A 12,497-nucleotide genomic window follows, 5' to 3' on the forward strand; every position below is an offset into this window, starting at 1 on the left:
GATATCGCGACTTCTCGACGACACCGCGATCGTGGCGAGGGGTTAGCCGTGTCGGGTTGCGCAGCGCCAAATCCCCGCGCATGCTTGATTATTGAAACTAGACGGTTGTTCGAGCTAGCAGCGCGGTTATTTCGGATGGAGGCATCTCGGAGGGCGGCATGAATGCTGGGTCAGATAGACCGATAGGGGTTGCTCCCTTTCATTCTCGTGGTGCCCTGAAAGGGTTTGTCATCTCTGGACGCTGGCCTGATTCGACCAAAGAATGGGCGCAGCTGCTGATGGTCGCCGTCCGGGTCGCGTCGTGGCCCGGACTGCTTTCCACGACAACCGTATTCGGTGCCCGCGAAGAATTGCCCGACGAACCCGCGCCCGGAACCGTCGGCCTGGTGCTGGCCGAGGGCACGGTGTTCGGCGAATCCGCCATCCGACCCGGATATTTCGCCGATCATCAGCCCCCGGCATTGCTGATGTTGCATCCGCCCTCGGAAACAACGCCGTCGCTACCGGAATGCACCGGCGCGGCGTCGGGCTGCGTCCTACTGCCCGGGTTGCCGCATCTGGGTCTGGAGCACCGGGCCGCCTGGGTGGAGGCCGAAGCGGACGGCACCATCACATCAATGGTGAGTCGCGTCGGTGTCGACCCCATCAGCCACCCCGACACCGCAATCCTGGCGATGCTGCTTGCCGCATAAGCCAATTCGAAACCATAGTTTCGGCCAGCGAATCCGAGAATGCGACTGGCCGAACTCTGTCGTCGCCCTGGCGCGCCCGGAAACCGGCCGCTAGCCTGGGGTTCGTTAGCGAAGGGGAGTAGCCCCGAATCGTCGGGTCGACATACTGGCGAAAGCCCGGCCGGCGAACCGTCGTGCAGACGGTGGGCGAGACCTTCGACCGATGTTCGATGACCACGGCGTCATCGGCCACGTGTCGAAAGGTCGTCCCCAATGCTCGCAGCCACACTCCTGAGTCTCGGAGTCGTTTTCGTCGCCGAACTCGGCGACAGATCCCAACTCGTGACCATGACCTATGCGTTGCGGTTTCGCTGGTGGGTGGTGATGGCCGGCGTGGCGATCGCGTCTTTCACGGTGCACGGGGTCTCGGTGGCGATCGGCCACTTCCTGGGCGCCACGCTCCCGGCGCGGCCGATGGCTTTCGCGGGCGCGATCGCGTTCCTACTGTTCGCGGTGTGGGCCTGGCGAGAAAGCGCGGCCGGTGACGACAAGCCCGCGACCCCACCCCATCCACGGTTCGCGCTGCTGACCGTGGTGTCATCGTTCGTGCTGGCCGAGCTCAGCGACAAGACGACGCTGGCAACGGTGACCCTGGCCAGCGATCACGACTGGGTCGGTGTGTGGATCGGCTCCACCCTGGGCATGATCTTGGCCGACGGCCTGGCAATCGGTGCGGGACTACTGCTGCACCAGCGGCTGCCCGAGCAGCTGCTGCATGTGCTGGCCAGCCTGTTGTTCCTGCTGTTCGGCTTGTGGATGCTGTTCGACGGCGCCCTCGGGTGGCGCTCGGTCGCCATCGGTGTGACGGCGGCGGTGGCGATCGTCGCGGCGGCCGGGGTTACGGCGCAAACTCTTCGCCGGCGTCGCAGTGCCTCCGCGGTGACCACCAGGTCCGCCCAGCCCGGTTGAACCTCTGCTGAACGGCGGCTACCGGACCCCGTACGGTTCGGCGATGCGGACGACAGGTCGCGGGCGGCTCCGGTGCACCGGCGGCGACGTCGCCGGTGCGCGCCGCCCCCCGCAGTGGAGCTCGACAGCAAAGGAGCGGCCGAGCATTGCGCCGTTAGGGGTTGGTTGCCCGACTTTGAATGCATTCACCTGGCGAGGTGCGCGTAAACCGATCCCGGTCGGCCGGCCTGATAGCTCGCCGAGCACCGCCAGGCAATGTATTCTGCGGATAGCCTGTGAAATCCGTTCATTCTGTGGACACCTCACCGAATCGGTTGGACGCTCGTCAAGGGCATCCTGATCGCGCCTCCAGCACGCCGGTACGCAATCCGCTCAGGTTTGCACTTGGTTGTGGACATAACTGTCGCTACCATGATCAGCAAATAAAGATAGGTAACCGTTCGATCTTGCAGCCCGGTGGAGGTCATATCGATGAGCACGACGTTCGCTGCCCGCCTAAACCGTCTGTTCGACACGGTGTATCCACCCGGACGCGGGCCGCACACCTCCGCGGAGGTGATCGCCGCGCTCAAGGCGGAGGGCATCACGATGTCGGCTCCCTACCTGTCCCAGCTACGCTCGGGCAACCGCACCAATCCGTCGTCGGCGACCATGGCCGCCCTCGCCAACTTCTTCCGCATCAGGGCGGCCTACTTCACCGACGACGACTACTACGCAAAAATCGACAAGGAATTGCAGTGGCTGGCCGCGATGCGGGACGACGGCGTGCGCCGCATCGCGGAGCGCTCCCATGGATTGTCGGCGCAGGCGCAGCAACAGATCGTCGACCGGATCGACGAACTGCGCCGCGCGGAGCGGCTCGACGCGTAACAGCCGGCAGCCACCGACCTGACGGGTCGCCCGGGCCCAACGCGGATTAGGGTTGGCCCAACGATCGCGCACGCACCGCGATAGTCCACGAGAACCGGGAGGCGGCCGGGAATGGGCCTGTTCCGCAAGCGAAAGAGCCGGGTGATTCGTCGCGCCGAAGCCCGCGCGATCAAGGCCCGCGCCAAGCTCGAGGCCAAGCTGTCGGCGAAGAACGCGGCGCGTCACCTCAAGTACGAGCGCAAGGCGGCGGACAAGGCCCTCAAGGCACAGCTCAAGGCGCAGCGGGACAGCGATCGCGCGGCACTCAAGGTCGCCGAGACCCAGCTCAAAGCGGCACGCGAGGGTAAGTTGCTGTCGCCCACCCGAATCCGCCGGGCGCTGACGGTGTCGCGGCTGTTGGCCCCGATATTGGCGCCGGTGATATACCGGGCGGCCATTGCCGCGCGCGGGCTGATCGATCAGCGTCGTGCCGACCAACTCGGGGTTCCGCTGGCTCAGGTCGGACAATTCTCCGGGCACGGCGCCCGGCTGTCGGCCAGGATCGCCGGTTCGGAGCAGTCGCTGCGGATGGTCCAGGAAAACAAGCCGAAGGACGCGGAGACCAAGCAATTCGTCGCGGCCATCAGTGAACGGCTCACCGAGCTGTCAGCGGCCATCACAGCCGCGGAGAACATGCCTGCGCAACGGCGCCGGGCCGCCCACACCGCGATCTCCGCACAGCTCGACGGCATCGAGGCCGACCTGATGGCCCGGCTAGGGCTGACCTGAAATGCGGCGATCATGAAGCAGCTGCTCGGTCTCGCATGGTCGGCGCTGCTGCTGATCGCCCTGACGCTCACCGCGCCCTCGACGGTGGATGGCGCCAGCGGTGACCCCGTCCGCGCGTCTGCGGGCCCGACCCGGATGAGCCTGACCGGCATCCAGCGTCCGGGCACCGGGTGGCCCACCGCCGAGCCGGTGACGACCGGCCCGGCCGTCACCGGGCGGCCACAGCTGCTGCGCGCCAGCTACCCGGTGACGGTAGCCCGGGCCGACACCGACGCCGACATTCCTACCTGGCCTTTCGCCGTCGGTGCGATAGCCGCGGTGGCCGCCGGAGCACTATGGGCGCTGCGGCGCCGCCCCTAGCCCGCCCGCGCGCCCAGGTAGCCGAGACGGCGGCATACCGGGTCCTGGCATGATGGGACCCGAATGCTTCGCGACCCAGTGAGCGACCCCACGCAAACAGAGAAGCTGCAAAGGAGCGGCCGCATGGCAGACCCGCAGGATCGACCCGACGGCGAACCCGACGGCACACCGAGACCACCGGCCAAGAAGCAGCCCGCCAAGAAGGCCGCGAAAGCGCCCGCCAAAAAAGCGCCCGCCAAAAAAACCCCAGCCAAAAAAACGCCGGCCAAAAAAGCCCCCGCCAAGAAAACGCCCGCCGGCAACCCGGAACCCGCGGCCGCCGCGATGGCCGCCCAGCCACCCGGACTCGAGCAGCACGCGAAATCCAATGGTGAACTTGCCGCCGCCGCCAAAGACGCCGCAGCACAAGCGAAGTCAGCTGTCGACCGGGCCAACGACCCACTTTCCCGGGACGTGGAGCAGGCGTCAAACAACTTCACCGTTCCACTGCTGGTCGCCGTCGTGCTAAGCCTGCTGGCGATGCTGCTGGTCCGGCAGCTGCGCCGCCGCTAGGTCGATGCACAACGTGTCGTTTCGGCCGACGGCCGATTTGGTCGACGATATCGGGCCCGACGTGCGCAGCTGCGATCTGCAATTCCGCCAGTTCGGCGGGCGCCCGGAGTTCGCCGGGCCGATCAGCACGGTGCGCTGCTTTCAAGACAACGCCCTGCTGAAATCCGTGCTCTCGCAGCCGGGTGCCGGCGGCGTACTGGTCATCGACGGCGCCGGTTCGTTACACAGCGCGCTGGTCGGCGACGTGATCGCCGAATTGGCCCGATCCAACGGCTGGGCGGGCCTGGTGGTACACGGCGCGGTACGTGATTCGGCCGCACTGCGCGGCATCGACATCGGCATCAAGGCGCTGGGCACCAATCCCCGTAAGAGCACCAAGACCGGCGCCGGGGAACGCGACGTCGACGTTACCCTGGGCGGCGTGACATTCGTGCCGGGCGAAGTCCTCTACAGCGACGACGACGGCATTGTCGTGGTCTGCCCGTGAAAACCTAAACCCGCACGGGGGCACGCTTTTTGGAGAAGCGCAGCCCTTCGTCGTCGATCTTGCCCCTTCTGATCAGATGGATGTCGCGCAGATAGTTCTGATTGAGCCGCCACGGCTTTCGTGAGCCCTGCTTCGGCAGTTCGTCGATCGAGCGCAGCACGTAGCCCGGAGTGAACTCCATGAACGGCCGTTCCTCGACATCCGGACCCGGATGCTCGGCCATCACCGTGTCAAAACCATTGGCGTCCATGTAGTTCAGCACACGGCAGACGAACTCCGACACCAGGTCGGCCTTCAGGGTCCACGAGGCATTGGTGTAGCCGACCGTGTACGCCATATTGGGAATCCCGGACAGCATCATGCCCTTGTAGGCCATCGTCTTGGTGAGATCCACCGGTTCGCCGTCGACGGAGGCGGTCGCCCCGCCGAAGAGTTGTAGATTCAAACCCGTCGCGGTGACGATGATGTCGGCCGGAAGTTCACGTCCGGAATTCAGCCGGATTCCGGCAGGGGTAAACCGATCGATGGTGTCGGTGACCACCTCGACCTTCCCGTGGCGAATGGCACGGAACAGGTCGCCGTTTGGCACCAGGCACAACCGCTGGTCCCACGGATTGTAGTGCGGGCCAAAGTGCTTGCGTACGTCGTAACCTTCGGGCAGTTGGCGCGCAGCCAAGCCCATGAACATCTTGCGCATCCGCCGCGGCCACTTCTGGCAGGCCCCGTACACCGCCGCCTGACGCAACACGTTCTTCCACCGGACCGCGAAGTAGGCCAGGTTTTCCGGCAGCCACCGGTTGAGCCTGTCGGCGATGCTGTCACTGTCCGGTTGCGAGACAATGTAGGTCGGCGAACGTTGCAGCATCGTGACGTGGTTGGCACCCGAATCCGCCAGCGCCGGAACGAGAGTGACGGCTGTGGCGCCACTGCCGATCACGACGATGTTCTTGCCTTCGTAGTCGAGGTCCTCGGGCCAGTGCTGTGGATGGATGATGGCACCGGTGAAGTCCGCCGCGCCGGGGAATTTCGGCGAATAGCCTTGGTCGTAGTTGTAATAGCCGCTGCACAGAAACAGGAACGAGCAGCTGAGCTGGCTGCGGGTGCCATTGGTCTCGATGTTGACGGTCCAGCGGTTTTCGGCCGTCGACCAGTCGGCGCTGACGACTTTCTGGTTGAACCGGATGTGCTTGTCGATGCCATACATGGCCGCGGTGCCCTTGACGTAGTCGAGGATCGGCTTGCCGTCGGCAATGGCCTGACGCTCGGTCCAGGGGCGGAACCTGAAGCCCAGGGTGTGCATATCGGAGTCGGAGCGAATGCCGGGATAGCGAAACAGGTCCCAGGTGCCGCCCATGGCGGAACGCTTTTCCAGGATGGCGTAGCTCTTGGTGGGGCAGCGGTCCTGCAGATGCCAGGCCGCACTCACGCCGGAAATCCCCGCGCCCACGATGACGACGTCAAGATGCTCGGTCATGGAACCACGCTATCAACGCGATGTTGAGTGCGTCAACGTAGTGTCGAAATTATCGACACACGGTAAGCTGCGGTTCGTGGCCACTTCCCCGACCGGTCAGGCGTCGTTGCATCGCGGCCGGCGCACCGCGCGGCCATCCGGCGACGATCGAGAACTGGCCATCCTGGTCACCGCTGAAAAGCTGCTGGAATCGCGTCCCCTGGCCGACATCTCGGTCGACGACCTGGCCAAGGGGGCAGGAATCTCCCGGCCGACCTTCTACTTCTATTTCCCCTCCAAGGAAGCGGTGCTGTTGACGCTGCTGGACCGGGTGGTCACCGAGGCCGACACCGCGCTGGAAAACCTGATCCAGGCCCCGGACGCCGACCGCGACACCATGTGGCGTACCGGGATCAACGTTTTCTTCGAGACGTTCGGTTCGCATAAGGCGGTCACCCGGGCTGGTCAGGCCGCTCGGGCGACCAGCGCCGAGGTCCGGGACCTGTGGTCGACGTTCATGCAGAAATGGATCTCCTACACCGCCGAGGTGATCGAGACCGAACGCGACCGCGGCGCCGCGCCGGTCACCGTGCCCGCCATGGAACTGGCCACCGCGCTGAATCTGATGAATGAACGGACGCTGTTCGCGTCCTTTGCCGCCGAACAACCCTGCATCCCGGAAGCGCGCGTGCTGGACACGCTGGTGCACATCTGGGTCAGCAGCATCTACGGGCAGGGGCGTTAACCGCGGCGGTCAATCGTGGCGTAACCGGTTCCGCACGGTTGTGATGGCGTCGTGAATGCCGCGGCGGGTTCGGCCCGAGGCAGGTCCGGCCAGCTGGTCCAGCAACTGAGCGGCGACATCGCGCAATTTGGTGATGGTGTCATGCGACAACGTCACCAGCATGTCGAAGGCTTCCTGAGCGGTAACGCCGAAGCCGTGCATGAGCGCGCCCTTGACTTGCTCAATGGTCGCCCGGCTCTCCACATGCTGGTCGTTCTGCGGTTGTGACCAGCCGTCGTCGTCACAGTCGGCGGGCAGCTCCAGTCGGACGCGGGCGAAATCGAGCACGCCGAAGAGGCGGATGGCAGCGGATTGGTCGGTGCGCGGCAGCACATCGCGGTTACCGGAGCGCGCGCAGCGATCCAGGATGTCCAGCTGGCGGTGGCTGCTGAATTCCAGCCCTTGCGCGTCGATGACCAACGTGTCGTCGCCGGTCAGCGGCCAGGTGCGGTGCAGCGTGGCGGCGAAGAGCGACTCGCTTGCGGCATCGATCTCACCGGCCAGCGCAAAGCCGCATCCCGGCGCGGCGTAGAGCCGGAAACTGGGCCCGTGCGGACCCATGTAGGGGTGCAGGCACATCAGTTCGGCCGCATCGTTTCTCACCTGTCCGGTGTCGTAGGCGCACAGCGCAGACACCGGAAGCACGGCCATCTTCTGGTCGATCAGGAACTCGAAGCAGGCGAACGCGTCGAGTTGGTCGGGCCTGCGTGCCACCGCGGTGCAATCCACGACGGCCCCGGAAGCCCGAGTAGCCGTCGGCGAGCGCCTTCTCGACCGCCTCGACGCGCTGGGCCATTGAAGCCCCGGGATCCACCACGTCAGTGCCGGGCCGAAAGGTATAGAACTCTGCGACCGGCGTCACGCCGATGCCGTCGATATCGGATCTCGGACAGGGCGGGCATGGCTGCGAATTCGGAGCGCAATTCGTCGCGGCTGCGGGCGCCGACGTACTCGACCCATTGATTCTGCAGCCGTCCGTCCACGATGTATTCGGCGGCACGTGCGCGAAATTGCGCTTGCTCGCTGTAACCCCACCCCAGATGCCCGAAGGGGACCAGGCCCGCGGCCGATGCGACGACACCATGTTGTCGGATCATGCGATCCCCCGTTTCGATGAGTCCCTCCGCAGGCACGCCTGGATAGTGGTGCCGCCGACGCCGTTATGGGTACGCACCAGATCGGCCAGCGCGTTGACCAGAAACAGGCCGCGGCCCCCGGCGACGCCGCGGACCGGAGGACGCCGCCCGGCCAGAGGATCGGCGAACCGGCCGCGGTCGCTCGCCTCGCAGACCACATACCCGTTGTGCTGCCAGAAGGCCGGCCGGCATGCGCTGCCGGCGTGTTCGAGGCTGTTGGTAGCCAACTCCGTGGCGATCAGCTCGAGATTGGCTATCGTCGCGGCGGGCAGGCCCAGCCCGTTCCCATACCAGGAAGCGACCGAGCGGGCGGGTCGAAGATCATTGGCGGACCGAATCGTATAGGTGACCGCTATCGGGTTGGCGGGCAGCGGCCGGTTGTAGCGCGCCAGCGCGTCATCCGGCGCATACTCGGCACTTCGGTCCGCCGAACCGTCCGACCACACCAGCGGGTGGGTCATCCGGGCGTCGGCGACCACGTCAGCGCTCAGTCCGCGGGCGTCGTAGGGGCACAGCACCGTCGCGTCGCGTCCGGCAAACGCCGCATTGACCAACGCCTCGTGCTGCACGCATGCCGGATATTCGTCGTCGGTGCGGCCCGGCCATACCGGCTCACCGACGATCCGGACCGGGCGGCCCTCGTGCCCGGCGGCGAAAGCACTCTCCACCCCGAGAATCCGGCCGGGGTTTTGGCCGACGTCGGTCAAGTCGGCCAACGCCCCTCTTGGCAGGCGCGGGCTAACGTGGTGCGTAGCACAGCAAGCTCCCGTTCCGGGACTGCGACCAGCACCGGCTCGTCGTTGACCAGTCCGTCGAGAACAAACGGCACCACCGCGTCGAGGTACTCCGGCTCAGAGCGATAGAACAGCGCGAAATGCGCCAGGCCGGGAGGCTTTGCATGGGTGCTCGTGGTCATGCGGCCATCACCTTGATCCGCTAGAGGTCCTCCCCGTCCCCGACTGCCGATGCTACCGCGACGCGGCCGGCGTGCCGGCCGCGCCACCTTCGGCTGTCATACCCGGCTGCGAACATATGCTCGTGCGGAATGAGGCTTCCATCCTGCACGCGGACCTGGATTCGTTCTACGCCTCCGTCGAGCAGCGTGACGACCCCGCACTGCGGGGCCGCCCGGTGATCGTCGGCGGCGGAGTCGTGCTGGCGGCCAGCTACGAGGCCAAGGCCTACGGCGTGCGCACCGCGATGGGTGGCGCTCAGGCGCGCCGGTTGTGTCCACACGCCGTGGTGGTGCCGCCGCGGATGAGCGCATACACCCGGGCCAGCGAGGCGGTGTTCGCGGTGTTTCGCCATTGCACACCGGTGGTGGAACCGCTCTCGGTGGACGAGGCGTTCCTCGATGTCGGCGGGCTGCGCCGGCTCTGCGGGACCCCGGTCGAGATCGCGGCGCGGCTGCGCGCCGACGTGCGTGAGCAGGTCGGCCTGCCCATCACCGTCGGAGTGGCCCGGACTAAGTTCCTCGCCAAGGTCGCCAGCCAGGAGGCCAAGCCCGACGGATTGCTCCTGGTGCCGCCGGATCGGGAACTGGCATTTCTGCATCCGCTGCCGGTGCGCCGGTTGTGGGGTGTGGGCGCGGTGACCGCCGACAAGCTGCACGCCCACGGCATTCATACAGTCGCCGACGTCGCCGAGCTCAGCGAGTCCACGCTGGGCTCGATGGTCGGCGGCGCGATGGGCCGCCAACTGTATGCCTTGTCGCGCAATATCGACCGCCGCCGGGTGACCGTCGGCGTGCGGCGACGCTCGGTGGGCGCCCAACGAGCGCTCGGACGAACCGGCAGCAGCATGTCATCCGCCGAGATCGACGCGGTGGTGGTCACCCTGGTCGACCGGATCACCGGCCGGATGCGCGCCGCCGGACGCGCCGGCCGAACCGTGGTGTTGCGCCTGCGATTCGACGACTTCAGCCGCGCCACCCGGTCACACACGCTGCCGTGGGCGACGGCGGCGACGCAGCCGATCCTGGCCGCCGCCCGGCGGCTGGTCGCGGCGGCCGCGCCGGACATCGCCCGGCGGGGACTGACCCTGGTCGGCTTTGCGGTCTCCGGTATCGACCCCAGCGGCGCCCAGCAGCTGATGCTGCCGTTTGACGGCGAGCCGCCGGACGTACTCGACCAGGCGGTGGACCAGATCCGGCGGCGCTTCGGCAAATCCGCGCTGACCCGCGCGGTGTTGATGGGCCGCGACCCGGGCGTGGAAATGCCGCGGCTACCGGATTGACACCCACTCCAGCAGCTGATCGGCCGGCCAGGCGTTGATCACGCGGTCGACCGGAACACCGGCATCGAGGGCACGTTGCGCACCGTAGCCAAGGAAATCCAGCTGGCCGGGTGCGTGCGCATCGGTGTCGATGCTGAACACGCAACCGATCTCCAAGGCCAGATTGAGCAACCGCGTCGGCGGATCCCGGCGCTCGGGGCGGGAGTTGATCTCTACCGCGGTGCCGTGGTCGCGGCAGGCGGTGAACACCGCCTCGACGTCGAACTTCGATTCGGGCCGGATACCGCGGTTGCCGGAGACCAGCCGGCCCGTGCAATGGCCCAGTACGTCGACGTGGCCGTTGCAAACAGCACGGACCATCCGCCGGGTCATCGCGGCCGCATCCATCGCCAGCTTCGAGTGCACGCTGGCCACCACGATGTCGAGCCGATCCAGCAGCTCCGGCTCTTGGTCGAGGCTGCCGTCCTCCAGGATGTCGACCTCGATTCCGGTGAGGATGCGCATCGGGGCGAACTTGTCGCGCAGCTCGTCGATGACGTCGAGTTGTTTGCGCAACCGTTCCGGGGACAGGCCGTTGGCGATCGTCAGCCGCGGCGAATGGTCGGTCAGCGCGCAGTATTCATGGCCCAGGCCGGCCGCGGTGGCCATCATCTCCTCGATCGGAGCCGACCCGTCCGACCAGTTCGAATGCAGGTGCAAATCGCCCCGCAGTGCGGCGCGCACCGCTCCCCCACCGAGATCCTCAGCGGCTGAACGTAATTCGATGAGAAGGTCGGGTTCGCGGCCGGACCAGGCCTGGTCGATGACCTTGGCGGTTTTCGGCCCGATGCCCGGCAGCGACTGCCAGCTGTTGGCCTGACCGTGCCGCTCGAGCGCGGCGTCGTCCAGTTTCTCGATGACGTCGGCGGCGTTGCGATACGCCATGACGCGCCTCGGGTCATGACGGCTTCGGTCCTTGTAGTAGGCGATCTGGCGCAGCGCGGTTACCGGATCCATCTAACTCAACTGCCCCGCGATGAAGCCGACGAAAACCACGGCGAAACCGCCGATTTCGCCGAGAATGAGCAAGGCCATCCCCAGCCGGGTTCCCGGCGCCGGAGGGTCGAATTGGTTTTCGGTGTCGCGCCGGGCGCCGTGCCAGACGTAACTGCCGATCGCGGCGACGAAAAAGAACACCACCACCATCGCTGCCGTCAGGTTGAGCCACGCCGGCCAGACGCTGAGTTCGACGAAGACCGCGATCAACAGCGTCGCAAACGCATACAGCAGCGCCGCCCGGTGAGCGATGTCGACGTAAACATGCGCCCGGCGGTCATCGGAGATCATGATCTGCCGGTACTTCCACACCCCGAGGACAAGCGCCAACAAGAAGATCAGTCCGGCCGCCAGCAGGGTGAGTTTGGTGTCGATTCCCGGGGCGTAGCACATCGTTGCCTCGAGTGTAGTTGCGCTTCCGGACGCTGGACTACCGTCAGCCTCATGCGATTCGCATTCAAGACCTCACCGCAAAACACCACGTGGGCACAGATGCTGGCGGTCTGGCAGGAAGCCGACGGCATCGACGTCTACGAATCCGGATGGACCTTCGATCACTTTTACCCGATCTTTTCCGACCCGAACGGCCCGTGCCTGGAAGGCTGGACGACTCTGACCGCGCTCGCGCAGGCCAGCGGAGGCTGCGCCTGGGCACCCTGGTCACCGGCATCCATCACCGGCACCCGGCGGTGCTGGCCAATATGGCCGCCGCCCTGGACATCATCTCCAACGGACGGCTCGAATTGGGCATCGGCGCCAACCGCGCGCTATGCCCAGCACTGGAATTTCGTCGGCGTTCCGCCCGAGGAGTTCCACCCCCCGACCCCGCGGTCCTTCAGCCGCTGGCGGAGGCGATCCGGGAATCGGGGCTGCTTTCGCAATGCGGGCCCAGATAACAATTCGATATCGTTGAGCAAACTCGTTGCGCCCGAGCGGGGGCAACAGCTGGCGATCACATCGCGAAGCGGAGCAACTCTTCAGCGGTGACCAGACGCTCGTTTCTTGCGGGAAACTCGTGACTCTTTACCGGGTGACGAAACCACGACCAGGCGATTCGCCCCACCCGTGACCGGGGTACTGGGTTGCTACGCACAGCGACACTCCCTGCGATCGGACAACTCGGGCGGAACTCCACAACGCATCGCTGTGACGGAGCCCACAGAGCCCCATTAGACAC

At 66.2% G+C, this 12,497-nt stretch carries 16 protein-coding genes and 1 pseudogene; 10 read left to right on the forward strand and 7 right to left on the reverse strand.

All coding sequences use genetic code 11. From position 1 onward, the window contains the following. The first annotated feature begins 158 nt into the window (after positions 1-158). The 7 genes from B4U45_RS13690 (at position 159) to rraA (ending at position 4,677) form a co-directional block, all read left to right on the forward strand. The gene (locus B4U45_RS13690) at positions 159-692 is read left to right on the forward strand and encodes a hypothetical protein (RefSeq protein ID WP_023368897.1); all 534 of its coding nucleotides are present in this window, start codon (positions 159-161) and stop codon (positions 690-692) included. Positions 693-944: 252 nt separating this feature from the next. Continuing rightward, complete coding sequence (locus B4U45_RS13695) at positions 945-1,640, forward strand: TMEM165/GDT1 family protein (protein WP_075549758.1); 696 nt, start codon at positions 945-947, stop codon at positions 1,638-1,640. A 471-nt stretch (positions 1,641-2,111) separates the two neighbouring features. After that, positions 2,112-2,510 carry a hypothetical protein gene (locus B4U45_RS13700; RefSeq protein WP_036404886.1) on the forward strand — a complete coding sequence of 133 codons (399 nt, stop codon included), beginning with the start codon at positions 2,112-2,114 and terminating at the stop codon, positions 2,508-2,510. 111 nt (positions 2,511-2,621) lie between these two features. Beyond that, on the forward strand, positions 2,622-3,278 hold the full coding sequence (locus tag B4U45_RS13705) for a DUF6474 family protein (RefSeq protein ID WP_075549757.1): 657 nt from the start codon (positions 2,622-2,624) through the stop codon (positions 3,276-3,278). Positions 3,279-3,290: 12 nt separating this feature from the next. Further along, complete coding sequence (locus tag B4U45_RS13710; RefSeq protein ID WP_075549756.1) at positions 3,291-3,638, forward strand: hypothetical protein; 348 nt, start codon at positions 3,291-3,293, stop codon at positions 3,636-3,638. A 123-nt stretch (positions 3,639-3,761) separates the two neighbouring features. Then, positions 3,762-4,190 (forward strand): Rv3852 family protein, encoded by a 429-nt coding sequence (locus tag B4U45_RS29880; protein ID WP_083153553.1) that lies wholly within the window; start codon positions 3,762-3,764, stop codon positions 4,188-4,190. Between the two features lie 4 nt (positions 4,191-4,194). Further along, a complete protein-coding gene (gene rraA, locus B4U45_RS13720; RefSeq protein WP_075549754.1) occupies positions 4,195-4,677 on the forward strand; it encodes a ribonuclease E activity regulator RraA in 483 nt (160 codons plus the stop codon). Between the two features lie 4 nt (positions 4,678-4,681). Here the strand turns inward: rraA and B4U45_RS13725 are convergent, their stop codons facing one another. Then, positions 4,682-6,151 carry a flavin-containing monooxygenase gene (locus B4U45_RS13725; protein WP_075549753.1) on the reverse strand — a complete coding sequence of 490 codons (1,470 nt, stop codon included), beginning with the start codon at positions 6,149-6,151 and terminating at the stop codon, positions 4,682-4,684. Between the two features lie 76 nt (positions 6,152-6,227). Here B4U45_RS13725 and B4U45_RS13730 point away from each other — a divergent pair, with 76 nt between their 5' ends. Beyond that, positions 6,228-6,875, forward strand: a complete 648-nt coding sequence (locus B4U45_RS13730; protein WP_075549829.1) for a TetR/AcrR family transcriptional regulator — start codon at positions 6,228-6,230, stop codon at positions 6,873-6,875. A gap of 9 nt (positions 6,876-6,884) precedes the next feature. Here the strand turns inward: B4U45_RS13730 and B4U45_RS13735 are convergent, their stop codons facing one another. The 4 genes from B4U45_RS13735 to B4U45_RS29885 form a co-directional block, all read right to left on the reverse strand. After that, positions 6,885-7,628 (reverse strand): ANTAR domain-containing protein, encoded by a 744-nt coding sequence (locus B4U45_RS13735; protein WP_131808380.1) that lies wholly within the window; start codon positions 7,626-7,628, stop codon positions 6,885-6,887. A 104-nt stretch (positions 7,629-7,732) separates the two neighbouring features. Next, the gene (locus tag B4U45_RS13740; protein ID WP_075549751.1) at positions 7,733-8,011 is read right to left on the reverse strand and encodes a hypothetical protein; all 279 of its coding nucleotides are present in this window, start codon (positions 8,009-8,011) and stop codon (positions 7,733-7,735) included. Further along, a complete protein-coding gene (locus B4U45_RS29295) occupies positions 8,008-8,766 on the reverse strand; it encodes an anti-sigma factor RsbA family regulatory protein (RefSeq protein ID WP_255245919.1) in 759 nt (252 codons plus the stop codon). Before B4U45_RS29295 ends, B4U45_RS13740 begins: the two co-directional genes overlap by 4 nt. Further along, the gene (locus tag B4U45_RS29885) at positions 8,754-8,966 is read right to left on the reverse strand and encodes an MEDS domain-containing protein (protein WP_259641805.1); all 213 of its coding nucleotides are present in this window, start codon (positions 8,964-8,966) and stop codon (positions 8,754-8,756) included. Before B4U45_RS29885 ends, B4U45_RS29295 begins: the two co-directional genes overlap by 13 nt. Positions 8,967-9,082: 116 nt before the next feature. Here B4U45_RS29885 and dinB point away from each other — a divergent pair, with 116 nt between their 5' ends. Then, positions 9,083-10,285 (forward strand): DNA polymerase IV, encoded by a 1,203-nt coding sequence (dinB, locus tag B4U45_RS13750; protein WP_083153557.1) that lies wholly within the window; start codon positions 9,083-9,085, stop codon positions 10,283-10,285. On the opposite strand, the gene B4U45_RS13755 is transcribed toward dinB, so the two are convergent. Together B4U45_RS13755 and B4U45_RS13760 are read right to left on the reverse strand one after the other, a co-directional pair. After that, positions 10,274-11,281: a PHP domain-containing protein gene (locus tag B4U45_RS13755; RefSeq protein WP_075549749.1), complete on the reverse strand. Its 1,008-nt coding sequence runs from the start codon at positions 11,279-11,281 to the stop codon at positions 10,274-10,276. The two genes, dinB and B4U45_RS13755, sit on opposite strands and share 12 nt — an antisense overlap. Beyond that, positions 11,282-11,713 (reverse strand): hypothetical protein, encoded by a 432-nt coding sequence (locus tag B4U45_RS13760; RefSeq protein WP_075549748.1) that lies wholly within the window; start codon positions 11,711-11,713, stop codon positions 11,282-11,284. A gap of 51 nt (positions 11,714-11,764) precedes the next feature. Here B4U45_RS13760 and B4U45_RS13765 point away from each other — a divergent pair. Then, positions 11,765-12,078 (forward strand): annotated as a pseudogene (locus B4U45_RS13765) (LLM class flavin-dependent oxidoreductase); the annotation flags it as partial. Between the last annotated feature and the right edge of the window lie 419 nt (positions 12,079-12,497).

Source organism: Mycobacterium persicum (assembly GCF_002086915.1).
Taxonomy (GTDB): domain Bacteria; phylum Actinomycetota; class Actinomycetes; order Mycobacteriales; family Mycobacteriaceae; genus Mycobacterium; species Mycobacterium persicum.

What these genes read in the sequence shown, in the direction of transcription:
- B4U45_RS13690 (WP_023368897.1), top strand. Translation starts at nt 159, where the DNA reads ATGAATGCTGGGTCAGATAGACCGATAGGGGTTGCTCCCTTTCATTCT.
- B4U45_RS13695 (WP_075549758.1), top strand. Translation starts at nt 945, where the DNA reads ATGCTCGCAGCCACACTCCTGAGTCTCGGAGTCGTTTTCGTCGCCGAA.
- B4U45_RS13700 (WP_036404886.1), top strand. Translation starts at nt 2,112, where the DNA reads ATGAGCACGACGTTCGCTGCCCGCCTAAACCGTCTGTTCGACACGGTG.
- B4U45_RS13705 (WP_075549757.1), top strand. Translation starts at nt 2,622, where the DNA reads ATGGGCCTGTTCCGCAAGCGAAAGAGCCGGGTGATTCGTCGCGCCGAA.
- B4U45_RS13710 (WP_075549756.1), top strand. Translation starts at nt 3,291, where the DNA reads ATGAAGCAGCTGCTCGGTCTCGCATGGTCGGCGCTGCTGCTGATCGCC.
- B4U45_RS29880 (WP_083153553.1), top strand. Translation starts at nt 3,762, where the DNA reads ATGGCAGACCCGCAGGATCGACCCGACGGCGAACCCGACGGCACACCG.
- rraA (WP_075549754.1), top strand. Translation starts at nt 4,195, where the DNA reads ATGCACAACGTGTCGTTTCGGCCGACGGCCGATTTGGTCGACGATATC.
- B4U45_RS13725 (WP_075549753.1), bottom strand. Translation starts at nt 6,151, where the DNA reads ATGACCGAGCATCTTGACGTCGTCATCGTGGGCGCGGGGATTTCCGGC.
- B4U45_RS13740 (WP_075549751.1), bottom strand. Translation starts at nt 8,011, where the DNA reads ATGATCCGACAACATGGTGTCGTCGCATCGGCCGCGGGCCTGGTCCCC.
- B4U45_RS29885 (WP_259641805.1), bottom strand. Translation starts at nt 8,966, where the DNA reads ATGACCACGAGCACCCATGCAAAGCCTCCCGGCCTGGCGCATTTCGCG.
- dinB (WP_083153557.1), top strand. Translation starts at nt 9,083, where the DNA reads ATGCTCGTGCGGAATGAGGCTTCCATCCTGCACGCGGACCTGGATTCG.
- B4U45_RS13755 (WP_075549749.1), bottom strand. Translation starts at nt 11,281, where the DNA reads ATGGATCCGGTAACCGCGCTGCGCCAGATCGCCTACTACAAGGACCGA.
- B4U45_RS13760 (WP_075549748.1), bottom strand. Translation starts at nt 11,713, where the DNA reads ATGTGCTACGCCCCGGGAATCGACACCAAACTCACCCTGCTGGCGGCC.